Source organism: Fluoribacter gormanii (assembly GCF_900156395.1).
In the GTDB taxonomy this organism is placed as follows: domain Bacteria; phylum Pseudomonadota; class Gammaproteobacteria; order Legionellales; family Legionellaceae; genus Legionella; species Legionella gormanii.
Map to the genome: position 1 here is coordinate 1 of NZ_FTNL01000008.1, position 23,880 is coordinate 23,880.

Here is a 23,880-nt window from a genome sequence, read left to right on the forward strand (position 1 = left end):
AAGGCTATTTAATGAAAAGATTAAACATTGCATTAGACCTGTTTGGAGATAAAGCCTGTGGATATGATGGACGAGTCCTTCGGACCTGCCTGTGCCCTATGGGACGTGTGAACAAAGCCATGGATAACAAAAAGACGTTACCCACAGCTATTGCTCACACTCACAGGCTTCTCGTCCACATATCCACCAGGCCCAATAGCAACTATTTATTAACTGCAACAAAACCTCTCAAAAGCAACACCTATTTTGAGGCAACGACTCAGTATATTTTTTGTCCTTCGGCAACACCTTTCATTGAGGCAATAGGCACGTTTTTTTGATCCTTCGAGAACACCTTTCATTGAGGCAACAGGCAGCACAAGGACAAAATGTACCCTATTAAATCAATTAATAATAACTTAATTTTTCTATGATACAATTGTATATAATTTAATCAGGTTGGAATGAAAATGAAAATATTTGACTCGCTCGGTAAACTGGTAAAATCTAAAAACAAACCGATGGAAAAATTGAAATTGAATGGTGACTTAGCCATATTACCCCTGGAAATTCTAAAAGAAATAGTATCCTATCTTGATTTAAAATCTGTGCTAAATTTACGTACTTTGTCCCAGGAGCAATTAGAAAAATTAAACCTCCTTCTAAAAGATGAAAAAATTTCAAGAAAATTGGGCATCGTTAGCGAAGATATGCAGGGTTTGTTTGCAGTTGGTCAAAACGTACAATGCGTCAAGTTCACATCCTCTGATTTGTACAGAATTACCCCGAGTTCTAAAGCCATAAAAAAATCATTTCAATCGAACTTGACCTTATTTAAAGACCGGTCAGAGGCTACACAGTATATGATTGATCAGAAAATTGGAACCGAGCTAGAAAATGTAGCGGCCAGCCAACCCTATCTTGCTCTTGTCACCGTGAAAAAGCCCAATACCTTATTTAAAGTCAAGAAACAGGATGGCACGAACAATGTATTGACGGTAACCAGTTCTCAGGAAATAACTAACAAACTCAAATTTGTCGGTTAAGCCAAAGTCAATCGATGGGTCTTGAATATAAACTAAGACCCATTCCCTATGACGCGTGATGACCTGAAATTGCATTGGCGTTAGAGTTATTTAAAAAATAAACCTCAACTGCAGCACTATCCATTAAGGCACAAGAGAACGAGGCGAAGGAGTGTATATAATAGTACATGACTGAAGCCTCGTGAACTTGCAACGCCGAATAAAACTTAGTAGGCATTGCTATAACTGATTTGTATCAAAGTAATAGTAGTCGCTTATCTTATATACAAAAAAGGCAAATGTGATAATATTTAATCCGGAAAAAACTGGTGAATTTTACTGCAAGTGTTTTCTGCGCTGAATTGACAAGTATTTGTAATTTGAACGCTGATGCAGGCTACAAATACTTGTCAATTTAACCTGCGAACACTTTATACATTGCCACTGTTTTTTTCAGGTTAATGCATTTATGGAGATTGAGTCAGTTCCTATCTGCGAATGGGCTTTATTTTTTTATATTTTTAATTTAAGGGAATGAAATGAGCAAAATATACGCAATTGTTAACCCCGCCTACACCAAATCAGGTGATAGTTTTACCGATTTGGCTTCTTATCTGATTTCTCCGTTTCACGCCGTGGCATATGAACACGTATGTGGTTATTCATTAGGCCATGAAATCGTTTTTTCTGAAACGCTTGAAGATGCTAAAAAGATTTTAGAAGATGGAATCAAGGGTACAAAGTTGGATGCTAAAAAGGCGATTCAAAAAGCTGTTCTCGAGTTGGAAACCGATGAAAAAGGAGAAATCACAGGATTTGGCAAGATTTATACGGTTAATTTTGATAAACGTTTTGAACAGGCTGAAGATAATTTTTTTAAGTGCATTCGCATTCCTAAATGGAGTGATCGGGCAATTGATGCTAAAAAAGATGCTACGCCAGATGCGCTTGCTGAACTGTTTATCCAGTATGAGCGAAGTAAACAAGCAGTTACTGAACATGTTTCGATGTAAAAACATTATTATCGTAGCTTGAGTGCAGTAAAACATAGCTCAGGGTTTCCTGTCACAGGTTTCCTGAGCTTCGGCTCTTGCTTTTACCAAGTATCAGTTTACATCTTATCTGGTAAAAATCCTCCAGCTTGCATCTGCCACATATGACTGTAATGGCTTGGTATCTTAATCAGTTCCTCATGCGAACCATCTTCAATAATACGTCCTTTATCAAAGACCAGAATGCGATCCATTTCAGATAAGGTAGAGAGACGGTGCGCAATAACAATAGTTGTTCCATTTTGCATTAACAAATGCAAACCATCCTGAATCAATTTCTCAGTTAATGAATCTAAAGCGGATGTCGCTTCATCCAGAATCAAAATGGGTGCATTTTTAAGCATAGCTCTGGCAATTGCAATTCGCTGTCGTTGCCCACCTGATAATTTTATCCCACGTTCACCAACTAACGCGTTGTACTTTTCAGGAAGTTGGGAAATAAACTCATGACAATGTGCTTTTTTTGATGCAGAAATAACTTCTGCATTTGTTGCATCAAGGCGGCCATAACGAATATTTTCCATGAGCGTACGATGAAATAAAGTCACATCCTGTGGAATCATAGCAATGTTTTCGCGCAATGATTCTTGGGTAACATCGCGAATATTTTTTCCATCAATCAAAATTTGTCCTGATTCCACATCAAACAAACGAAGAATCAGATTAACAAAAGTGCTTTTTCCAGAACCAGATAAACCTACAAGACCAATTTTTTGTCCAGGTTCAATTACCACGGATTTATTTTTAAAAAGATGTGCACCTTCGTCATAGTGAAAGCTCACGTTTTTAAATTCAATCCGGCCTTGAGTGACGGATAGTGGTTGTGCATCGGGTTTATCAGTAATCTCATGTGATTTTGAAATCAAGGTTAGAGCCTGCCTGCATTTTCCCAACTCTTCTGCAAACAATACAAATTGACTTGCGAGATACCATAAATTATAAAAAATACTGATTGATAAGGAAATAATGAAACTAAAATCACCGATTGAGACTTGATTTTTGCTGTACATATCTACCAGCATATATAAATTGGTGGCGATCAGTACGATAATACTTATGTCCCAATAAGAACGCATTTTCAAGATAGTCCATTGCATGGTCTGATCTTTATCAGTGGTTTCTTGGGCTGTATTTCGAATTAATTGATTTTCAAAAGCCGATCTGGAAAACAAGCGTATATTGGTGATATTGCTTATACTATCAACCATTTTTCCTACCAATGTTGTTTTACTGGTGGCAAATAAATTAGACAAGTCTTGAACCGGTTTGAAATAAATTATCGCAATTCCCAAAAAAACAATAGCCCAAATAAGTAAAATCAAGGCGAATACAGGATGTACGAGCAGCATGCTGATGATCGCAATGACGAGGCCAACAACTTGAGCTGCTGCATCATCAATCGTTGTAAAAATCGCTATAGTTCCTGCAGTCATATCAGAGATTTTATTAGATAAACTGCCCGCAAAGTTATTTTGGAAAAAGCGATGCGAATGCTGATTCAAATAGGCAAACATATTATTTACCAAGTCATAACGAATGTAGGGAAATAATTTTAGTCGGAACCAATCTGAAAGACGCATATCAATGGCGATCAGGAGCCACAGAGTAATGTACAATATCACATAGGGTTTTATCGTATTAAATACAGCTGATTTATCGCCTGAAAACGCAGCAACCTTATCAATAATAAGTTTTAGCACATAAGGTGAAAGCGTGTTATTAATTCCCCAATACACAGCAGTAAATAATAATCCGATAACATACACGCTATAGGGTTTTATTAGATTTAGGAAAAATTTGCTTAGCAAAAGGTTATTTTTATTCATATTTTTACTCGGTTTTAGGTACAACTATAATCAATTTAATAATCCGTTCTTAATTTCATACCTGTGTGTTATTTGAATCGCGTTCAAAAAATCAGAATCATGTGAAATAACAATCATTGCACCCGGATAATCTTTGAGTACTTGGATAACGTGAGCTCGTGTTTCTCTATCCAGGTTATTTGTCATTTCATCCAATATAAGTAATTTGGGCGTAATTGCGGCAATTTGCGCCAAGGAAAGTCGGGCTTTTTCACCACCGGATAAAGTAGAAACCAACGCATCAACTTCTTCATTTTTACGAAATAAAAAATCATTTAGATGTTTCCTGATTTCGGTATTGGATTTGTCCCTGAAAAAACAACTTATAATTTCCCATACCGTCTTATTTGGAGGTAATGTGTTGTAGTGCTGATCAAGGAAGCCGATTTCATGAGCATGAGGTACGATCCATGTTCCTTTTTTTACTAGAGACTGATTATCCAATATGGCTTTAAGTAGCGTGGATTTACCCGAGCCATTATCACCATGAATTGCAATCCGTTCTCGTGCTTTTATTGAAAAACTCAATCCACTTAGTATCGGGTTGTTTTCATCATAACCGACTGATCCATTACTCACCGTGACTAAATCCTCATTGGTTTCTACTCCATGAATCGCAAATTTAGGATAAATGACTTCAGGTACGTAAAGTTCTGATAAACGCAGGGTCAATTCCTGTTTTTTGTGATTGATCGCGCTTTTTTTGCGGCCTGAAGTCTCCTGGGCGTTTCTTGCTTTACTCTGTGAAACAATCGTAGGCCACTTCCTTTGCTGAATGTGTTTTTCTCCTTGAACTCTACTGCTTCGGGCTCGTGATTGTTCTCTCATCATATCCGCGTGTATTTGTTTTTTCTGACGAGCCAGCTCTGCAATTTCACCCTCAATTGCACTACGCGCAATAGTTATTTTTCGCAAGTAATCCTCATAACATCCTGTAAAAACATGCACTTTGGCCTGCTCGATATGCCAAATCGTATCTACAGTGGTTTGTAGTAATTCAATATCATGAGTCACTATAATTAAGGTTTTTCTGTAATCAGTAAGCATTCTCATCAAAGAACGGCGATTTTTGCGATCCAGATGATTGCTGGGTTCATCGAGCATTAAGAGATCGGGATCGGATGCCAGGGCTTGGGTTAATAATTGATGAAAGCGTTGACCTCCACTTAATGAATCAAATTCTTCAATAACTTGTGGGACATAGCCTATGTTTAATTCTTTAGGAAAACGGATGTCCCCATCACTTGGCTCAAGTAATCTCGCAAGCCATTTTAATAGGGTTGATTTTCCGGAGCCGTTGCGTCCAATAATCGCAATGCGACTGCCATAGGAAATTTGACCGCTAAAGTCCACAAAACATGTTTTATGGGGAAAAGAAAGACAAAGATTTTTAAATTGAATTGGCTGATGCATCATGTAACTCACTTAAGTAATGTAATGGGCAGTTAGTGCGACTGCTTTCCGTCATTGCCCGGCGCTTAGGGCGTACTTAAGAGATTATGTCCATGATGTGTTTAAGCCTCTTTGATGATGTGCTTGTTTGATATTGGGTACAATTCTAACCGATTGAGTTATTATCTGTCAATAATCGAGAAAAGCCAGCAGAGGAGGGGATTTTAGACTGTTTCTTCCAGATGAGGGATAAGTTCTTTGCAATGTCTCATGACTCTTTGCTCTTCTGGGGGTAATTGTAAATAATCACCATATTGTTGAATAAGAAATGTTTCTGCGTTTTGCGGAATATTAAGTTCTTTATTTTCAAAGACAACGCGTTGCAAAGGATATACTTCATCCTTTTTAATTAAATTTCTTCCGACACAATTATAACCGCGCCCTATATACGGGCTTGGGCTGGTATTTGCCAGGTGAATAATTTTTTGCAAACAAAACTCAAGCAAGTTCTTGGGCAAAAAGGAGGCTATAGCCTTATACAGCACAGGATAGTGGCCTATTTTTACTTTACTGTATTTGGTGCTTAACAAACGGGAGAGCTTTTTAGCATAAAATTTATATCGTTTACGTTGTTTGGGATCTACAGGCATGGTGTCATAGACAAAAACGTCGATGAATATACCTTGAATGTAGGGCTCATTACCTTTTTCGTGTTTTTCGATAAAGCGGCTGGTGCGATCTCTAATTTTTAAAGGAGTAGCCATATTAAAATAGCCTGGATCGCTATGAATTGTTTGAAGCCACATCCAGTCAGGAATTTCTGCTGGTGCGACACGTAGAAATTGTTCATAGCTGGCGCGGGGCATGGCAATATCTACGTCATCATCCCAAGGGATAAAACCTTGATGGCGAACTGCTCCTAAAAGAGTTCCTGCATCAAGCCAGTAGTCCAAACCATGTTTTAGACAAATAGAGTCCACCACCTCCAGCATGGCAAGCATCTTCAATTGGGCTTGGCGTAGCCTGCCATCAAGAAATGCTGTATCTGCAGAATTAGGATTTGGATTCTTGGTTAATGTCATGCGCTTTTTCTTCTTAAATGACAACAAAAGCTATATTAGCAAAATAATTCAAAATCATTAACTATAATGAAACAAAAACTTGGACAATTGATTTAATTCAAGCAATACATGGATTACTGGAATGTATAATAGAAGTTGTTGCGCGTTGTTGGTGTTATTCCTACTCGAATTCATTAAGCCCAATTAGGAGAAGTCATGGTGCAGTTATTTACTGATGTGGGTCCAATGTTGATTCAATATAGAGAAGCCCTCCGTGAGGGGCGACACACCATGATGCAGGATAAAATTGCAGAGCTTAAAATGTATTCCGGACAAATTATCCATAAGAAGCAAGCAAAGACTCTTTATAAAACATTGGCGTATATGGCGACATTTATTAACTACGCTGATGTGATACAACGTATAGAGAATCAGCAATATTTTGATATTTTATTAGATTTTTATGGTATGGAGATGGATGAAGAATTAAGTTTCTGGTTTGAGTTTGGTAATACTCCAGGTCAAATGAGATTGAAGCAGCCACTCCAGGAATATACACCAGAGATTTGGGAAAAATTTCGTATGGCTCAAAAAAAACACCTTACGAAAACCAATAAAACCCATCTTTTTAATCTGGATCAGCTCGATATTTATCATCCTCCTGCGAATCAATTATATCCTGTTCAAATTCAGATGGGAGGCAAACTTGAGAATGAAGCAGTAGATAGAATCAACATTGATGCGCTTGGGCGCATTCGTTTTGCGCAACATCATGGATTTTATATTTTGCCAGGTGGGGGGATGATTGAAATCACCAACGCTGCCAAAATTGATGATTTGGAACGCAAAATGTTGGAGGAGCATTTAGAAGAGGAGCATGCCAATCTTTATATAAAGGCAGCTGAATTATATGAACAATTAAATCCGGATGATTTTGCTGCTGCATTAATTAAAGCGTGTTCAAGTAAGCAAGCTCAATCTTTGTCTTCAGAGCTTCGCAGTTGGCTGCAAAAACAAGTTTCAACGAAACAAAGTAATGCGATTTGCTTACAAAAGATTGTTACTGAACTCGATCGGCAAATAGAGGTCGCGAAGAAAAATATGCACGGGTTTTCTGAGAAATATACTCAAGAAGAACACGTCGAAAATCTGCATATGCTAAAGTCGCTTATTGAGTTACGTGCTATTGTGCAGGTACAACCTTTTGAATTAACTCCATTATTCGCTGCAGCGTTTGAGTACATAAAGAGACACACTATTTGTGTTGATATTCAGCAATATTTGGATACTCGGGTACTTGGTGGTTCGCAGCTATCTCACAGTTTCATCATGAGAGGGGTACCTTTAGAAGATTGGTTTTCTGCAAAATTCAATGGAATTGGTGGTGAGTTTGGTGATGATATTTCAGGATCTGCAATTGCACACATGACGTTACTTGAAGCGTTAAGCAAGTTTAGGAAAATCAAATTTTCTCATATATTGATTGCTTTGGCTGCTTATGAGGAATGTCTTGATAATGGAACTTTACGTGTAGAAAATATCTGGAGTGAGGTGCAATTTGAACACGCTCGTCAAATAATGCTTGCAGAGGCTAGTAAATTTTTGACTATGTAACTAGAATCGAGGCCATTAAGTTAAATGCTTTGGTCATTCATGCGAGGGTGGGAATTTATTCTTAAACTGGCACTAAACCCTGTTTGAAATGAATTTACGCCTTCGCAGGAACGACAGTTTTCCCCAGTTTAATTAAGCATAGCCTCGTCCACACCTTGCCTATTTTATTTTTAATAAAAGTAAGCATTGATTTATCAAAAATTAAAAACGAAAATAACACTCCAACTTTTCTCTAGCATGTTACAGTTTTGAAATGAGTCCTTTATGTCAGACACTTTAAATCGTTATTACCTACAGGCTATGGGAATCGATCTCTGGGTGTTACGCAAGCCTAATCCTTCTGGTGGGCAGGATTTATCTGCACTAGCTCAAGAGGTGGCCGCATGTAACCGATGTGCTTTGCATAAAACTCGTACGCAAACTGTTTTCTTTCGTGGCAGTCCGCAGGCCAAATTGATGATAATTGGCGAAGCTCCAGGTTTTTATGAGGATCAACAAGGCCAACCCTTTGTGGGTAAAGCAGGAAGCTTATTAAATCAGATGTTGCAAAGCATTGAAATGGTTGAAGAAGATGTTTACATTGCCAATGTTTTGAAGTGTAGACCACCAAATAACCGAGATCCTCAAGCGGATGAAATTGCTCAATGCAGTTCGTACCTGGCTCGTCAAATTGAGCTTGTACAGCCTCATTTGATTCTGGCTTTAGGTCGTTTTGCAGGGCAGTTTTTGCTTAACAAACCACTTCCGCTTAAACAATTGCGTAATACACTGCACCACTATCATAATATCCCCTTTATAGTAAGTTACCATCCAGCATATCTTCTACGTAACCCAGCCGATAAGAAAAAAGCATATTTTGATTTAGTAACAGCAAAAAAATTATTAATAGAAAACAGTTGCTAAAACCCGTTATGTGTAAATAATTTACTTATTGGTGAGTATTTTTACGTATTGATACTATTTATGTGCATTCTTTATAATATCAATAGATTCAAAAATTAGTGCTTATTAAAAAAGCCGGTAGGAGAGAGAAACATGAATCAATATAAACGCATTTTTATTGTTGGTCTACCAGGCGCTGGCAAAGGTTTATTTGCTAAATTGCTGGCTGAAAAATTGGGTTGGCAGTTTATCGATGCGGATCTTGGAATAGAGTATCATGTTGGACGTACCTTAAATGAGATTTTTGGTATTGAAGGTCAAAATGATTTTTATCAATGTCAATATAATCTATTAAATGCACTGAAAACTAAAGAGAATATTGTAGTAGCCACTGAAGCAAGTATTATCTGTAATGAGTCAATTCGCCACTTATTATCTTCAGAGTTGGTGGTATTTTTGCAAGTCAGTACTGAAGTACAAATGGGGCGAATAGCACGTAATCCTTCACCCTTATTAACTACTGATCTTAAGACCTTTTTTGATAGTCTACATGCGGAACGCGATCCATTATTTGAAAACCTGGCAAGTATCTCTCTTGATACAAATGATAATGCATTGGAACAACATGTATTAACTGTGTTCGAGCATGTTACCGGAAATCAAGAAAGAGTATCCAAATCAGTCAAATTAAATGAAAAGGATATCGTCCTGTTTCATAGGGTGTCGCATATACCAGTACACTTATCAGGACAACAAGCAGTCTGTCTTAAATTACTTGCCCAAGGAAAAAGTTCGAAAGAAATTGCACGTGATTTGAATATTTCCTATCGAACTGTGGAAGGTACTCTCGCTAAAATAATGGAAGTATTAGGTTGTTCTTCCAGTAAGGAACTGATTGTTTTGTATCATGATAAACCGTGATCAAGGTTTTAAAAATTAGGGTTCTATTGAACTTCTGTTTTAGCCTGGCTATGGCCAGGCTACTTTCTTTGGCTAAAATCGTATGGATTTTGTATTCAAGAAAAGTGTCCTTGAAGAATTACTCTTTGCTTTGGGACATGTACTGAATCGCCTGAATAAATGCTTCATCCGAGCAATTTTTCTTCGGTACATCTGCTTCCTTACACAACCCACTATGTGGCATTAACCCTTTGCCAAGTTTTATCTTGTATAATAAATAATCCATTGCTGTTTTATATTCTGTAGGATTGTTTTTGGCTTCTAGTTCGGCATTTTTAAAGCGTATATCCCAAGCTTTTTTATCAAAAGCAGCAGGAGCTTTTATCCCGACGGCAAATTGAGGCGCATGACACGATTTACACGATACTTCATAGGTGCTTTTTCCCAAATCATCAGCTAGCGCTGAAGTACACATGATACATAGTAAAATAAATAACAGTTTGTTCATTGTTTCCCTCTGTTCGATTTGGTTTATATCCTCTCTTAAGCATACTCCATTATTAACGCAACTCAAGATGTCTTTATTCTCTTTATCTCTTATAACTCACGCATTATATTGAAAATAATACTATAATTTACAGCAGCACATCGGTTAAATCCCCAACAAAGTGTTAGCTGGATGGAATCAAAAGGAAATTGACCATGAAAGGAACAGAGAAAACGAAAGCAGTATCTAGATTAGACTTAAAAAAACAACCCGAACTTCCACCTGAGATGGTCAATAATTCCCAACATGCAAATTATATGAAGGAGTTGGATGAGTTTTTTTATTATCTGAATAAATGGCATCAGGCAAATCTTGGAAAGATTACAATGGGAATGAGTCCTGCTGTAATTGGAACTGCTTTTTGGGCTTGGCTGTTGCAATTAGCCCAATCACCAGGTCACTTATTAGCATTGGCTTGTTATCCAGGCACTCACTTCGATGAGTTTCTTGCTCGTCTGCTGTGTGAGCAACAACCAGCAGAAGGAAAGGACGTCCGTTTTCATAAAGAAAATTGGCAATTGATGCCATGGCGTTTTTATGCAGAAGCTTTTCTTCAGATTGAAGAGTGGTGGCAACATGCTACACGAAAAGTTCCTGGTCTTTTCGGCCGAGCAGAACGTACGGTGTCCTTTTGTATTCGTCAGTTACTTGATGCGTTATCACCATCCAATTTTGTAATGACTAATCCTGATCTTTTTTATGAAACAATTCGCTCCGGTGGTGCCAATTTAATTCAAGGTACCGAACTTGCAATCGAGCATGCGCAGAGAAGATTAGCAGGCATGCCACCTCCTGGTGCAGGAAAGTTCAAACCAGGCAAAAATGTTGCAATTACTCCAGGGAAGATTGTATTTAGTAATCATTTAATCGAATTAATTCAATATGAACCACAAACTGAAACTGTGTTCAAAGAACCCATCCTAATATTGCCTGCATGGATAATGAAATATTATATTCTGGATTTATCACCAGGAAATTCTTTAGTTAAATGGCTTGTTAGACAAGGACATACTGTTTTTATTGTCTCATGGCGTAATCCGGATGAGAAAGACCGTGATTTGGGTATGGATGATTATTATCGCCAAGGTGCAATGGCAGCAATAGATGCGGTAAGCGATATTTTACCTAAGATAAAAATTCATTTGATGGGATATTGCCTTGGTGGAACTTTAGCTATGATTACTGCTGCTGCAATGGCACGTGATAAGGATAATCGTCTTAAAAGTCTTTCGCTTCTTGCGGCGCAAGGAGATTTTACAAAAGCAGGGGAACTCATGCTTTTTATCAATGAAAGTGAAATAGCGTTTCTCAAAAACATGATGTGGGAAAAGGGGTACCTTGATCCCAAACATATGGCCGGCTCTTTTCAAATGTTGCGTACTTACGATTTGATTTGGTCAAAGATGATTGATGATTATATGACGGGCAAAAAACGAGGTATGATCGATTTGCTGGCCTGGAATGCTGATGCGACACGTATGCCTTATAAAATGCATACGGAATACCTTGAGAAATTATTTCTAAAAAATGAATTCGCAGAGGGACATTTTCGTGTCGAGGATGAAATAGTAGCTCCTAAAAATGTTCATGTGCCTATTTTTGCAGTGAGTCCCGAACATGATCATATTGCTCCTTGGGAATCTGTCTATAAGGTTCATTTGATGATGCATTCGGATATTACCTTTGTATTAACAAATGGCGGCCATAACGCAGGAATTGTTAGTGAGCCCAATCATCCAGGACGCTTTTATTATATTCGTGAAAGCAAGAAAAACATGCCTTACCTAGGTCCGAAAAAATGGATAAGTAAAGCAAAAAGAAAAGATGGCTCCTGGTGGCTTGCTTGGCATGAGTGGTTAGTAAATAAAGGATCGCAAAGACATGTTTCACCACCTCATCTTGATCCATCGCTACCTTCCGCGCCTGGATCTTATGTGATGCAAAAATAAAGTAAACTCAAGGTATTAGTATTTTACGTATTGAATCTTGGTTGCTGTATTGAGATGTGTTAAATTTAGCGCCTTACATTTTTTTGGAGCGTTATGATGAAAAAAATTTCAATTACAGCAGTAGCCTGCCTTATTATTTCAGTTTCTGCAAATTCATTTGCAAATATATCCCACTTTAAGATTAACTTTAAGAAAACATACTGTGGCAATGTAGAGTACGTGGGAAATGATAAGAGCAAACGGCCTCATTTGCACTGCGGTGAAACGTTTATGGCTTACAAAAAAGCAAATGGCGATCACGCAAATATTACCGAATATGGCACTTGTGGTCGAACAGACTCGGTTTTTGATGATATTAAAGCAAATAGAAATGCATTTGCAGATTATCAGGGCATTTATAGTGCACTCGTAGCATTCCATCAAGCTGGTTGTCCAAATCAATGAGTAGTAACCCTCAAATTCTAACATCGTAGTCTGGGTCTAGCGTAGCGAAACCCGGGCTACAAAAAACAACAACCACCCGTATAACGCCATCTAAATGAGTGAATTAAAAAACTACCATTACAATAAATGGTCCGATTGCGTTACACTGCGTCCTCAATTTTTTCAGCAGGACTTTAAATTATGTTTTTAAAACGATTTCCTGAAAATCAACTTATAAAAAAAATTAAAATAAGTGGACCATTTATTAGCGTTTATGTCCCGGAAGCAGGATTACAAAAGTTTCTCGATAAATATAATAAGCTTTTAACACAATATAAAATCTTGTCTATTGGCGAAGGATTGATGCACGATTTTGCTCATTATACTCATAATAAGCACTTATCGTTTCTTATAAAGGATAAAACAAAGGCGAAACACGAGCATTTCCATTTCATTTTGCCTGAAACAGTTAATGAAGTTAATTTAGCTCAATTTTTAGACGCGTTTGATGATCATGACTTAACTCAAGAGCAAAATAAACGGCTTGTAGAGGAATTTAAGGAGCATGCTCATTCAGTGACTCTAGGGACCTTATTAGAGCAAATTAAGTCTTATCAATATCTCATATTCGCGTTGTTCTATCGGGACAATTACCTTGCAGATATGATGCCATTATTCACAGGAATGCTTAGTGATCTCGAACCTTATATGAGTAAAGTTCAAGATGAAAAATTAATTGATATGTCTTCAATAGCTCCAGATGTCAGGATTAAGATAGGCGATCTTGAGGTCTGTGCTCGAGATGCTGATAATAACCTGATTGCATTCTCTAAACATATTGGATTTTTATCTTCTTTCGCAGAGATTATTAAAAATTTGAACAAAAATAAAAGAGAAGAGGATATACCAGAGACAATAATTAAATTAAATGAACTCTTTAAGTCGGTCTCTATAACTCCATTCCCTGACTTTTTAAGTTTATCCCCTGTACTGTTCAATGAATTGAAAACACATGTTCCTTTTATCGATCGGGATTTAAATAATTTATATATCATGCTGCAACAACAGTTGGCAATTTGTTTAAAAACAGAGGGACTCATCTTTAATCCAAAGATAATTTTTCATCCAATCGAGGATATTAACTCTAATCAAGCGATACATTTTTTAAATACGCAAGGACAAGTTGGCCAAAAAATCATAGGCACTATAATGTGCTTACAAGAAGGAAAAAACAGTTTGGATCCTTATTGGATGAATAGTGGTAAAAACCTTCAAACTATTGTCGATGCTGTATTAAGTCTTAAGAAGAGTGGAGGTGACCTCAACGAAGCAGTTCAAAATCGTGACTCTGAACTGTATCAAGCACTCAATAAACCCCGATTTTTACCTTTAACTATTTTAGGAAGTTTTGGTATGAATCAATCAAAATCAACGATGAAGGTTGAAGAGGAAATTTCAAAATCACTTAACTATAAATAAGCACATGGACGATCACGCCCCGTTAAGCGATACGAAACTGAACTGGGAGTCCTCGTCATCTCGAGTGTAATGGTGTGACGAGGGCGCTCCTGAAGGCTATAAAAACAATTACTCAAATAACTTCAAAACACTCTCAGGTGGACGCCCTATGACCGCTTTATCTTTATAGGTGATTATTGGGCGTTGCATTAATATGGGGTATTTAAGCATTGCTTGTAAAATTTGGGCTTCATTCTCCAGGGATAAACCATGCTCTTTAAAAACAGGCTCCTCAGTACGAACAAACTCCTTAAGTGCGAAGTGCGCTCTTAGACTGTTTAATTGTTCGAGATTAAGCGGTGTTTTAATATATTCAATAACAATAGGTTCATAACCTTTACTCTGAAGAAGTTCCAACGTTTTTCTTGATTTGGAACATCTGGGATTATGATAAATTGTAATTTTTTCCATTTTTTTCAAATATTGCAGGAATGAATTTAAACTATAACATGCTCTTTAAGTTTTATCTTTATTTTAATTTTTGTTTGGATTCTAAGTTCAAGAACTCTGCTTGCTTTGAGAGCAGTAAGAAACAGCAGTGATTTGGCAACAGCTTATTGACTCAAGAGTAAATCTTCTTTTAACTATACATCAATGTCAATTTTACCGAGTGCTCTATGCAATTTACGATTATCCCAATTCAGGAAAAACATATTGAAGCGTTTTGGTCCGCTGTAGATAGTGTTGCTCGTGAACGTAAATTTTTAGCTTTTTTGGAAGGACCTCCTATCGAATTAACTAAAGATTTTGTTTTAGAACATATTGAAAATAACTGGCCTCAAGTTGTCGCAATGTGTGGTGACCAATTAGTTGGATGGTGTGACATCAGTCCGCTTGATCGCCCTGTTTTTGCTCATGTTGGTTCCTTAGGAATTGGTGTGATTGAACCCTACCGAGGTCAGGGAATAGGGGCTGCATTATTAAGTACAGCACTGCAGATGGCTAAGTCAAAGGGGTTAACTCGCATTGAACTTACCGTACGTGAGCATAATCAGACTGCAATCTCATTGTATGAAAAATATGGATTTGTAAAAGAGGGAGTACATAAAAATGCAGTGCGAATTGATGGAATATATGAACATCATATTTTTATGGCTTTGCTTTTTGAATAATTCTAAAACGAGCTGGCACTGAGCTATTTTAATTGCAAACAGCTGTTGTATTTATTCTCTATTGTTTTTTTACCTCATCATTATTGAGTTTTTCTTTATTCAATGGAAGAGGAATTCTCTTGGTATAATGTTTGTAAATATTCCATCTTTTTGCAGAAAACTCTTCCGGTGTGGTTTTTAATAAGAGCAAAGCTAAAAAGTCGGCGCACACAGAGGGTGGAATCAGGGTTTTTTCTCGATAAGCTTCTTGAAATTCGATAGCTAATGGGAATTGTTCAACAGAACATTCTCGCAAATTTTTTTGCATTCCAGTATCTACTTCCCCCGGGATAACATCGGTAGCTACGATTTCAGGAGGCAATTCAGTCTGCAATACTTGCGTCCACATATTCAGTGCCGATTTGGTGATGCAGTAAGCACCCGCACCGGGGACGGCTTGTTCTGAAGCTACGGAAGTAATGTTTAGAATTCGACCGCCTGCTTTGGAAAAGAAAGGAAGTGTCTTTTGAGTGAGCAGTATGGGGGCAATAAGATTTGTTTCAATTATTTTTTTTACATCAGAGGGCTTTGCCTGATGTAATAAACCAAGAGGAGAAATAATACCTGCACTATGGATCAAGTAATTGATTTTTAATCCATTAAGCGCTTCTCCAATTTTGATTAAACCTTTATCCGTAGTAATATCTGCGGTTATTATTTTAATCTTATTCGGGTTTTTATCCCTTAGTTTAATTAAATCATCGTTATTTCTTGCAATAGCAATTACGGTGATGTCCTTAGATGCCAGCTCTAAAGCTAATGCGCGCCCGATACCACTGCTTGCGCCTGTAATAAGTGCAACTTCTGACATATGGGGGCTCCATTAATCTTTTGAGTTAATAAAATCATGAAGAACATGAAAATAGAATATTTCTTTTTCTAGGAAAAGCAAATTATATTTTTTTGGGCGTCCGGCTCCTGCGGACAAGCCGCAGGAGTAAAGTCAGGGAGGAATTTAGTAGCAGCTCTCTTTAATTTGAGTCGACTTTCTTGTGGCTCAATCCTATTGTCTGCTCGGATTGAAGGCTAACCTCATCGATGAGGGGCTCATCTTCTAAAGATACCGACACAAAAAAGCCAAACTTTTTTAGACCAGGATATTTATCAGATTCTGGGTCTCGATTATATTCAGTCTGTTTGGTGCTCTGTTCGTTATCAACAGGTTTGGATTTTTTCCAAAAAGCAAGTGCCTTAAGAACTTGTCTTAATATGTTTTCTAAATCAATTACCCACTGAGGTAAGTATCCTGATTGTTGTTTTTCACTGTCATTCCTTGGGTTTGGTTCAGAAGAGGGCAGGTTCTCCTCATGATATCTGTTTAAAACCAATTCCATATTAGCTAATTCCCCTATAAGGTTTTTAGCTTTTTCGGTAAAATCATCCAAATTGTGTGGAGGTAATTCGGTTTCTAGTTCCTTTTTAACATCTTCTGCGATTGGATCTTTTACCAATTCTTCGATATCAGCATTAAGTTTTTCCAATTGTTCGCGGAATGTATTTATTTTAATATCAAATCGTTGTAAAAGTTGCTCATACTTTTCAAGATAATTAAAATGTTGCTGAAGTAAAGCGGCTTGAATAAGTAGCGCTCTTAGAAATTCTTTATATCCCTCTTCACCTGGAGTTAATTGTCGCAGTGATCGTTGTGATTGCTCAATGCCAACAAATAATTCTGTGATTAATCGGATCGAATCATTCAACGGCTGAAGTACTACAGAAGCATCTACCGGATAGTTTTTAATAAACTTTTTCCAGATCACATTATTTTTTTCAACAGACTCAATTAATTGCTGTTGATAAGTTTTTTCATCCTCTTGGGAAATTTCTTGGTTCGAACTCTTCCACCAGTAGGTAATTGATGCAGCGATTAATTGACAATCTGAAGTTTGAAAAAGGTTCATCATTGTTGTTTTATTCGCTTCAATAATTTTATTTAATGATGCTTGAACTTCTTGATGATTTTTTTGTTTGTCACTGAATGCTTCCGTAATTTGCTGATGAATATTGTCATTTAACAATTCAACAGTGGTCTTTTGGATTTCTATTAATTCATCTTTGCATTCAAAAAATGCATTTAATTGAATTAATCGATCCGAAGAGCTCTTTTCCTTTAACACATCTAGCATTTTTAATGCTAAGCGCTCTCTTTTTTCAGTCAGTACGCGAACATCAGAGAATTGTTGTGTGCTGGTATAACTTTGATAATAGCGACAAAATTCTTTAAGTTCCAAATCAAAAATGCCGGCCTCACGCTCCTCTCTGATGTCAATTTGGGTGGGATCATCCATGTTGGGTAAATAAAGCCTGCCGGTTACGCCCCAGGGATTTCTAATGCGTATCATTTTAATTGGACGCATTTTATTTTCATCCTTATAATCTGGACGGAGCTGTTCAAAGACGCCAACTATCGTATAAGCGTGCGTCGCTCTTAAACCTGGTACCTTTTCATCGTATCTATGGGGGGTGCCGGCTGTTAATGATTCACCCGCAGCAATTTTTTCTTCAATGTCATTAAAAACCTGAAGTTCTTCAGGTGAATAAATTCCACTGTATATTCTTTGATTGTCTCTTCGTACGCCTTTTGCTACATCTTTATGATAATAAGTAAATAATCTTTTCAATATATCAACTGCTTGCGTATTTTTTTCGTCCTGTGAGAAATACTCTATTATTTTTTCAAGACGCTGTTGGCCATCACTATACTGTGTGTATATTTCTTCCCACTTATCTTTGTTTTCTAAATAAAAATCGATTAATTGCAAACAGATTTCTTCTGCATTCTCATCAAAAAGTTTTTTAAATACACTAATTTTGGGTGATAATGTTCCGGCAATTATTTTATCTATTTCTAATTGGCCTACTTGCTCCGGTGATTCAGCTTGCATGAGCTTTTTCACTTTAAATAATGAGTCCAGTTGTAAAAGCTCATCAGCAAAAAAGTTACCTATATCCCAAGCAAAAAATCTATCATAACTCAAAAATTCTTCTTCTGAATGGCAGCCTGTTAATATTTTCAATGCAGTAGATTCTGAGCCGCCTTTCAATGCACCACTCATGGATGCGTTCGTACTTCCAAAGAACTCAGGAACTGATGCTGCGGCTTTCTCAAGTATATCGACCCATAAGCCAGTATGATTATTTAAACTACCCTCATGATCGACAATGTAGGAGTTTTCTACTCGAACATAAACTGGTTCTAGTGTTTTAGGATTGAATAAACGAACGGTCGTTGTTCCATCATCATTTTGTCTCAACATACTACGAATGAAGCTGGCTCCATCGGGTTGAGTTAAAATAGATCCTAGTGATGCCAATAAAAAGCAATCAGGTACTTTGTATTGTCTAACATCTTCTATCGATGGAGAACCCTCACCAAATAAAGGGGCTTCCGATTGCTGATATTGTTCAATATATCCTAAATACTCTGTAGGATTATCAAGTTCAACTTCACAGCTGTTTTTCTCATCAATAGAAATATTTCTTTGATTTTCAGGTAAATCATCACGATTCGAACCTAAAGGTACATAAGGAGTTAATCTAAAACGCTGTTTTTCTTCTGGCTTATCTAAATTCAATGGCTGTATTATTGCCAAGCTATTTGCTTCTAATGATCGGCCGCCAGCTAATGGAATTGTTTTTTTTATTTTTCCTCGAACGCCAGGGAAAACTAACGGAATGGAACTATTGTCTGGAACCACAAGACTTCCATGAGTCATAAAATTGCGTGGTAACATACGGTCTCCAGTTAAGTCGATAAAAAAACATAATGGTTTATATTGTATCAATCTAGTATTAAGAGATCATTAAGGAGGATTCCATGCGAGGGCTTTCAATATGAGCAAATACTACAATCCATAAGCGATAACAATTTCATTTAACAGGAGCCGGGTCAGATCCTTAATTGCTTGTTCTACGTGAGCAGATAATGTTTCATCCAGGGAAATTGCATCAATTTCGATTCCATAAAATAAAAGATTGGCTGGTAATTCATTCAGGGCATTAGCTAATTGCAGGGCTTGGAGAATACTGATGCCATGAGTTGAGAATCTGGGTTCCGAATCAAGCAGCGCGTCTTTGTCAAACCGATGAATAGTTCCTATTGCACTATCTGATTTGACAGCGTCAACGATAAAAATCGTGTTGAAGCCCCTTATTAACTCAATCAGCCGAACCCCTGGGCGATCATGGCTTTCAATGAGCAGGTTAGGTGCTATATGGGGATGAATTGCAATTTGTTGCTTTAATTCGGCTGCTACCTTCCAACCGGCTTGATCATCGCCAAAAGGCGAACCGATGCCTAGTACTTTGATGAGGCTCATTCTCGATTCACTTTAATTGTTAAAAAATGAGTTGAGCATGAAATACATGGATCGTAATTGCGGATAATCATTTCACTGTAGGCACGCAATGACTCTTCATCTCGATTGAGACCATATTGCGCCAAAGAGATACGTAAATCTTGCTCAATACGCGCCTGATTTTGGCTGGTTGGCGGCACAATACGGGCCGCTTTAACTTGTCCTTGGGCATCTAATTGAACATGCTGCCACAGAGTCCCTCTGGGCGCTTCGGTACATCCAAATCCTATTCCTGCACGTGCTTTAATCTCTGGGTGAGCTTCTTTAGGTAGTTCATACTGCTCCATAATGCGTATGGATTCCAAAACACAGAAATAGATTTCAACCGCGCGCGCCATCATGCTGTGATACATATTATGAGAAGGAAAATTTATTTTTAACTCTTGAAGCAGAAGATGAATAGGGGGGGGGAGGTGGCCAAAACAATTATTGACGCGTGCAAGAGGCCCAACCAGATACGGCTTATTCTGGAGTAAACAGTGCAATGCAGTGGAGTAGGGAACTTGATGTTCCTTGAAATAAGCATCAAATTCATCAATGCTGATATTTAATCCATGATCAGAGACCAATCGTCCTTCATTGAATGGATATTCCGTGGGATGATACAGCGAGACACAAGTAAAATCATGAGAGTTATCCGGAAATGACAGTTTTGCAAGCCAGTGAATTAATGCTTCGCAATCTTCGACGCGCGCTTTTGCGTTTTCTAACAATGTATTGATTGCCGAATGGTTAGGCGCTTTATAAAATCCACCCACGCAGGCGCCAACCGGATGCACTGAACGGCCACCAAATAATTTAATTAAATCATTGCCAAATGCTTGTAAACGGATGCCGCGCCTTACTTCTTCGGGATAACTTTTCGCCATTTCAGGTGCTGATTTAAATCCTAAAAAATCAGGTAACGCTAAAAAATGAATGTGCATGCTGTGGCTTTCCAACCATTCACCACAGTAAAAGAGACGGCGCATTTCACGTACCCAAGGGGAGGGCTGTATACCAAAACAATGCTCAATTGCTTGCGTCGCGCTCATTTGATAGGCAACCGGACATATTCCACAAATTCGCGCGACAAGATCCAGCACATCAGAGTAACTTCTCCCTTCAAGAAATTTTTCGAATAATCTCGGGGGCTCATAAATTTTTAATTGCAATTTGGTGATTGCATTGTCTTGAATGTGCAGTTCTAGCGCTCCTTCACCTTCGACGCGCGCTAAAATGGGAACGTTGATGGAGATAGTATTACTCATTGCTGATTTTAATTCCCTTGAAATAAGTACCTGCTTTATTAAACACCGGTGCTTGATTATTAATATGCAAAAATTTTTGTGCAATCGCTTCTCGAGTCAGGCCTAGCTGTTCAAACCAGTTTCCCAAAGATTGAGGATTGGAATTTTCCTTAGGGCCATAACATGCATAACACCCTCGTCCTACTGTTGGACATAGGGAGCCGCAGCCCAATTTGGTTACAGGGCCCATGCATGGTTGTTTTTGGGTGACTAAAACACAAATATTGCCTTTACGTTTGCACTCCATGCATTCAGAATCTTGTTTGATGCGTGGCGTTGCATTGGATAATAAAGAACGAATCGCTTCCAAAACTTGACTGCTATTAACGGGGCAGCCCCATAATTCCCAATCTACTTTAACATGCGAAGCAATTGGAGTTGAGGTGTTTAAGCTATGGATGTATTCTGGAGAGGCATAAATACTGCTTACCCATTCTTTGGTATTGGCGAAATGACGTAATGCTTGAATGCCACCTGCAGTAGCACAGGCGCCAATCGTAATAATGAATTGGCTGTTTTCGCGAATTTTTTTTATGCGTTGCTCTTCGTCTGGGGTAGAAATACTGCCTTCAACAAATGCGATATCGACTTGTGCATCCAACTCGACTGCCCCTGCCTCTGAAAAATGCACCATATCCACTAAGTCAGATAATGTGAGTAAAGCCTCTCCTGAATTTAAAAAGGCTAATTGACATCCATCACATGACGTGAATTTATGCACCGCTACACGTGGCTTCATAGTTGTTAAAATCCTGGCTCATTAAATAATGCTTTGATTTCTGAATAGGCAAATACAGGGCCATCTTTACAAATAAAGACACCGCCGTATTGGCAATGGCCGCATTGTCCTATACCACATTCCATATTTCGCTCCATGCTCAAATAAATATTATCCTCTGAAATTCCTCGTTTATTAAGTACCTTGACTGCAGTATTCATCATCATTTCTGGACCACACATCATGACAACTGTGTTTTCAGGATTTAGATTGAGCTTATCAATCATATCCGTAACATAACCTACAGCCCACGGCCATTTAGGTCCTGCTTGATCTGCGGCAACGTGAATTACAGTATTGGGTGATTTTTGCCAAATTGCATATTGTTTTCTGAAAATAAAATCATCGCTGTGTTTTACGCCTTGCAGGATACTTAGATGACCATATTGTTCTCTACGCGCTAAAATATATTCGATAATCGAAACCGAAGGAGCGCAACCCAGACCGCCTGTGAGCACTACCACATCTTTGCCTATTGTGTGTTCAAGCGGCCACCCGCGTCCATAAGGACCTCGCACTCCAATTCGGTCTCCAGGCTGGAGTTTTTGTAATGCTTTAGTTACTCGACCTATGGCACGGATCGTGTGAGTCAGAATATTTTTCTTTTCCGGGTCCGAAACAATGGAAATCGCAACCTCACCCACCCCATACAGATAAAGCATATTAAATTGTCCTGGGTAAAAGCGAAATTGTTCCTGATGTTCGGGATCAAGAAAACGTAAATGCAAGGTAAAAATGGTAGAGGATTCTTCAGTTTTCTCTACAATGACAGCCTCAAGTGGCAAATAAGGATCGACTTTTAGGTTAATCACTTTCTTTAATCCTCACGTTGGATTCACCAGAAATAGCTGCTAATTCTTCAGTCATATCAATACCTACTGGACACCAGGTAACGCATCGTCCACAACCTACACAACCACTGGTGTCAAACTGATCAAACCAACTGCCGACCTTATGAGTTAACCATTGTCTATATCGCTTGCGCGTATCCTCACGAATTACTTTTCCACTCAAATAGCTGTGGCCAGCAGTAAAGCAAGAATCCCATTCGCGCTGATGCTCGCTACAGCTGCCATCCAGACTGGGTTTTTCTACTTCACTATGGCAAAAACATGTTGGACACACTGAGGTGCAATTACCACAGGATAAACATCTTTGCGCCACTTCCTCCCATCTTGAGTGATTTAAGTTGGCAAATAATAAATCGCGTAAACCTTGTTTATTATCTAAAGGGATTCTTTTAGTTTGCATGGCTGCGGTATGTTCTACAACGTTACTTGCTTTGGTGCATTGAATCGCTTTTGCTTTAGATAAATGTAAGCCATCAAGAATCGCTTGTCCACGTTCACTTCCTGAAATTACCACAAATCCATCATTAATTTCTGTCATAAGAATATCAAACGAATGTTTGACTTCAGGGCCGGTTCCTGCTGAAACACAAAAACAGTTGTTTGAGGAATAAGAGCAGTTGACTGCAACAATAAATAAATGTTCACGTCGTTTTTTATAACGTGGATCGGGATGGGCACTCTCAATAAATACTTTGTCTTGAATGGTCATTGCTGCTAAATCACAAGAGCGTGCACCAATCATCGCAAGTGGCTGTTCCTCTGGTTGATGGGGTTGGAACGATAATTTTCCCTCATTGTCTCGTTTTACTTTCCATACTGTTTCCTGAGGTTTAAATAAAAGAGGTTTGATTGCTTGCGGGCCATTAGCAAAGGCAAATGCCTTATGTTCCGAAATTTTTTCTAATTGATAGCCTCCTGGAGTTTGCTGATCACGGATCCTCCAGGGTAATTGATCTACATTATTGAGCACATCATAAACGATAGCTCCATCGCGTACTTGAGGGCCAACACAGGAATATCCTGCGTCGCACAAGGCGTGCAATAGACTCTGCAATTTTAAATAAGGCATGAAATAGCTTATTTTTGTAGACATAAAACTCCTTATAGCTCGAACGCAGTGTAATGAATCGAGATTTTTCCTGACCTTGAGAATGGATTCCCGCCTTCGCGGGAATGACAATAATTGTTGTAACCAAGTCTATGGATTCCCACCTGCGCGGGAATGACAATAATTATTATAACCAAG

Annotated in this window: 22 protein-coding genes; 10 read left to right on the forward strand and 12 right to left on the reverse strand. The window is 38.1% G+C overall.

Annotated features, from left to right (window positions below; genetic code table 11):
* The 3 genes from BW930_RS06505 to BW930_RS06515 all read left to right on the forward strand — a co-directional run.
* Positions 1 to 320, forward strand: a 320-nt coding sequence (locus BW930_RS06505) for a hypothetical protein (protein ID WP_217697070.1), incomplete at its 5' end; no start/stop codon positions are given.
* 129 nt (positions 321 to 449) lie between these two features.
* Complete coding sequence (locus BW930_RS06510) at positions 450 to 1,025, forward strand: F-box protein (protein ID WP_058468611.1); 576 nt, start codon at positions 450 to 452, stop codon at positions 1,023 to 1,025.
* Positions 1,026 to 1,543: 518 nt separating this feature from the next.
* Positions 1,544 to 2,017 (forward strand): hypothetical protein, encoded by a 474-nt coding sequence (locus BW930_RS06515; protein ID WP_058468612.1) that lies wholly within the window; start codon positions 1,544 to 1,546, stop codon positions 2,015 to 2,017.
* 98 nt (positions 2,018 to 2,115) lie between these two features.
* Here BW930_RS06515 and BW930_RS06520 read toward each other — a convergent pair whose 3' ends face one another.
* The 3 genes from BW930_RS06520 to BW930_RS06530 form a co-directional block, all read right to left on the reverse strand.
* Positions 2,116 to 3,882 carry an ABC transporter ATP-binding protein gene (locus tag BW930_RS06520; protein WP_058468613.1) on the reverse strand — a complete coding sequence of 589 codons (1,767 nt, stop codon included), beginning with the start codon at positions 3,880 to 3,882 and terminating at the stop codon, positions 2,116 to 2,118.
* A gap of 30 nt (positions 3,883 to 3,912) precedes the next feature.
* On the reverse strand, positions 3,913 to 5,337 hold the full coding sequence (locus BW930_RS06525) for an ABC-F family ATP-binding cassette domain-containing protein (RefSeq protein WP_058468614.1): 1,425 nt from the start codon (positions 5,335 to 5,337) through the stop codon (positions 3,913 to 3,915).
* A 200-nt stretch (positions 5,338 to 5,537) separates the two neighbouring features.
* A complete protein-coding gene (locus tag BW930_RS06530) occupies positions 5,538 to 6,395 on the reverse strand; it encodes a LicD family protein (protein ID WP_058468615.1) in 858 nt (285 codons plus the stop codon).
* A gap of 195 nt (positions 6,396 to 6,590) precedes the next feature.
* Here BW930_RS06530 and BW930_RS06535 point away from each other — a divergent pair, with 195 nt between their 5' ends.
* From BW930_RS06535 to BW930_RS06545, 3 genes are all read left to right on the forward strand, one after another.
* Entirely contained in the window at positions 6,591 to 7,988 is a 1,398-nt protein-coding gene (locus tag BW930_RS06535) for a protein kinase family protein (protein ID WP_058468616.1), read from the forward strand.
* 264 nt (positions 7,989 to 8,252) lie between these two features.
* Complete coding sequence (locus tag BW930_RS06540; RefSeq protein ID WP_058468617.1) at positions 8,253 to 8,891, forward strand: uracil-DNA glycosylase; 639 nt, start codon at positions 8,253 to 8,255, stop codon at positions 8,889 to 8,891.
* 132 nt (positions 8,892 to 9,023) lie between these two features.
* Positions 9,024 to 9,791 carry a shikimate kinase gene (locus tag BW930_RS06545; protein ID WP_058468618.1) on the forward strand — a complete coding sequence of 256 codons (768 nt, stop codon included), beginning with the start codon at positions 9,024 to 9,026 and terminating at the stop codon, positions 9,789 to 9,791.
* Positions 9,792 to 9,909: 118 nt separating this feature from the next.
* On the opposite strand, the gene BW930_RS06550 is transcribed toward BW930_RS06545, so the two are convergent.
* Entirely contained in the window at positions 9,910 to 10,278 is a 369-nt protein-coding gene (locus BW930_RS06550; protein WP_058468619.1) for a c-type cytochrome, read from the reverse strand.
* A 194-nt stretch (positions 10,279 to 10,472) separates the two neighbouring features.
* Between BW930_RS06550 and BW930_RS06555 the strand changes: the two genes are divergently transcribed.
* The 3 genes from BW930_RS06555 to BW930_RS06565 all read left to right on the forward strand — a co-directional run bounded on the left by BW930_RS06555 (position 10,473) and on the right by BW930_RS06565 (position 14,168).
* Positions 10,473 to 12,266: a PHA/PHB synthase family protein gene (locus BW930_RS06555; RefSeq protein WP_058468620.1), complete on the forward strand. Its 1,794-nt coding sequence runs from the start codon at positions 10,473 to 10,475 to the stop codon at positions 12,264 to 12,266.
* Between the two features lie 93 nt (positions 12,267 to 12,359).
* Complete coding sequence (locus BW930_RS06560; protein WP_238587885.1) at positions 12,360 to 12,710, forward strand: hypothetical protein; 351 nt, start codon at positions 12,360 to 12,362, stop codon at positions 12,708 to 12,710.
* A 180-nt stretch (positions 12,711 to 12,890) separates the two neighbouring features.
* Entirely contained in the window at positions 12,891 to 14,168 is a 1,278-nt protein-coding gene (locus BW930_RS06565) for a hypothetical protein (protein ID WP_058468622.1), read from the forward strand.
* Between the two features lie 108 nt (positions 14,169 to 14,276).
* On the opposite strand, the gene arsC is transcribed toward BW930_RS06565, so the two are convergent.
* Positions 14,277 to 14,618, reverse strand: coding sequence for an arsenate reductase (glutaredoxin) (arsC, locus tag BW930_RS06570; RefSeq protein ID WP_058468623.1), 342 nt, complete (start codon positions 14,616 to 14,618; stop codon positions 14,277 to 14,279).
* A 206-nt stretch (positions 14,619 to 14,824) separates the two neighbouring features.
* Between arsC and BW930_RS06575 the strand changes: the two genes are divergently transcribed.
* A complete protein-coding gene (locus BW930_RS06575) occupies positions 14,825 to 15,319 on the forward strand; it encodes a GNAT family N-acetyltransferase (protein WP_058468624.1) in 495 nt (164 codons plus the stop codon).
* Between the two features lie 58 nt (positions 15,320 to 15,377).
* Here BW930_RS06575 and BW930_RS06580 read toward each other — a convergent pair whose 3' ends face one another.
* The 7 genes from BW930_RS06580 to BW930_RS06610 all read right to left on the reverse strand — a co-directional run bounded on the left by BW930_RS06580 (position 15,378) and on the right by BW930_RS06610 (position 23,703).
* A complete protein-coding gene (locus BW930_RS06580) occupies positions 15,378 to 16,169 on the reverse strand; it encodes an SDR family NAD(P)-dependent oxidoreductase (protein ID WP_058468625.1) in 792 nt (263 codons plus the stop codon).
* 160 nt (positions 16,170 to 16,329) lie between these two features.
* Positions 16,330 to 19,092, reverse strand: coding sequence for a C2 family cysteine protease (locus BW930_RS06585; RefSeq protein WP_058468626.1), 2,763 nt, complete (start codon positions 19,090 to 19,092; stop codon positions 16,330 to 16,332).
* 111 nt (positions 19,093 to 19,203) lie between these two features.
* A complete protein-coding gene (locus BW930_RS06590; RefSeq protein ID WP_058468627.1) occupies positions 19,204 to 19,677 on the reverse strand; it encodes a hydrogenase maturation protease in 474 nt (157 codons plus the stop codon).
* A complete protein-coding gene (locus BW930_RS06595) occupies positions 19,674 to 20,966 on the reverse strand; it encodes a Ni/Fe hydrogenase subunit alpha (RefSeq protein WP_058468628.1) in 1,293 nt (430 codons plus the stop codon). Before BW930_RS06595 ends, BW930_RS06590 begins: the two co-directional genes overlap by 4 nt.
* Positions 20,959 to 21,744, reverse strand: coding sequence for an NADH-quinone oxidoreductase subunit B family protein (locus BW930_RS06600; RefSeq protein WP_058468629.1), 786 nt, complete (start codon positions 21,742 to 21,744; stop codon positions 20,959 to 20,961). Before BW930_RS06600 ends, BW930_RS06595 begins: the two co-directional genes overlap by 8 nt.
* Positions 21,745 to 21,749: 5 nt before the next feature.
* On the reverse strand, positions 21,750 to 22,595 hold the full coding sequence (locus BW930_RS06605; RefSeq protein WP_409365648.1) for an FAD/NAD(P)-binding protein: 846 nt from the start codon (positions 22,593 to 22,595) through the stop codon (positions 21,750 to 21,752).
* Positions 22,588 to 23,703, reverse strand: a complete 1,116-nt coding sequence (locus BW930_RS06610) for a 4Fe-4S dicluster domain-containing protein (RefSeq protein WP_432416323.1) — start codon at positions 23,701 to 23,703, stop codon at positions 22,588 to 22,590. Before BW930_RS06610 ends, BW930_RS06605 begins: the two co-directional genes overlap by 8 nt.
* Positions 23,704 to 23,880 lie beyond the last annotated feature (177 nt).

Bases quoted from the DNA above. Each gene is read 5' to 3' on its own strand.
- BW930_RS06560 (WP_238587885.1), top strand. From the start codon at position 12,360: ATGATGAAAAAAATTTCAATTACAGCAGTAGCCTGCCTTATTATTTCA.
- BW930_RS06565 (WP_058468622.1), top strand. From the start codon at position 12,891: ATGTTTTTAAAACGATTTCCTGAAAATCAACTTATAAAAAAAATTAAA.
- BW930_RS06550 (WP_058468619.1), bottom strand. From the start codon at position 10,278: ATGAACAAACTGTTATTTATTTTACTATGTATCATGTGTACTTCAGCG.
- BW930_RS06545 (WP_058468618.1), top strand. From the start codon at position 9,024: ATGAATCAATATAAACGCATTTTTATTGTTGGTCTACCAGGCGCTGGC.
- BW930_RS06555 (WP_058468620.1), top strand. From the start codon at position 10,473: ATGAAAGGAACAGAGAAAACGAAAGCAGTATCTAGATTAGACTTAAAA.
- arsC (WP_058468623.1), bottom strand. From the start codon at position 14,618: ATGGAAAAAATTACAATTTATCATAATCCCAGATGTTCCAAATCAAGA.
- BW930_RS06535 (WP_058468616.1), top strand. From the start codon at position 6,591: ATGGTGCAGTTATTTACTGATGTGGGTCCAATGTTGATTCAATATAGA.
- BW930_RS06600 (WP_058468629.1), bottom strand. From the start codon at position 21,744: ATGAAGCCACGTGTAGCGGTGCATAAATTCACGTCATGTGATGGATGT.
- BW930_RS06525 (WP_058468614.1), bottom strand. From the start codon at position 5,337: ATGATGCATCAGCCAATTCAATTTAAAAATCTTTGTCTTTCTTTTCCC.
- BW930_RS06585 (WP_058468626.1), bottom strand. From the start codon at position 19,092: ATGTTACCACGCAATTTTATGACTCATGGAAGTCTTGTGGTTCCAGAC.
- BW930_RS06575 (WP_058468624.1), top strand. From the start codon at position 14,825: ATGCAATTTACGATTATCCCAATTCAGGAAAAACATATTGAAGCGTTT.
- BW930_RS06510 (WP_058468611.1), top strand. From the start codon at position 450: ATGAAAATATTTGACTCGCTCGGTAAACTGGTAAAATCTAAAAACAAA.
- BW930_RS06540 (WP_058468617.1), top strand. From the start codon at position 8,253: ATGTCAGACACTTTAAATCGTTATTACCTACAGGCTATGGGAATCGAT.
- BW930_RS06590 (WP_058468627.1), bottom strand. From the start codon at position 19,677: ATGAGCCTCATCAAAGTACTAGGCATCGGTTCGCCTTTTGGCGATGAT.
- BW930_RS06530 (WP_058468615.1), bottom strand. From the start codon at position 6,395: ATGACATTAACCAAGAATCCAAATCCTAATTCTGCAGATACAGCATTT.
- BW930_RS06520 (WP_058468613.1), bottom strand. From the start codon at position 3,882: ATGAATAAAAATAACCTTTTGCTAAGCAAATTTTTCCTAAATCTAATA.
- BW930_RS06595 (WP_058468628.1), bottom strand. From the start codon at position 20,966: ATGAGTAATACTATCTCCATCAACGTTCCCATTTTAGCGCGCGTCGAA.
- BW930_RS06610 (WP_432416323.1), bottom strand. From the start codon at position 23,703: ATGCCTTATTTAAAATTGCAGAGTCTATTGCACGCCTTGTGCGACGCA.
- BW930_RS06580 (WP_058468625.1), bottom strand. From the start codon at position 16,169: ATGTCAGAAGTTGCACTTATTACAGGCGCAAGCAGTGGTATCGGGCGC.
- BW930_RS06515 (WP_058468612.1), top strand. From the start codon at position 1,544: ATGAGCAAAATATACGCAATTGTTAACCCCGCCTACACCAAATCAGGT.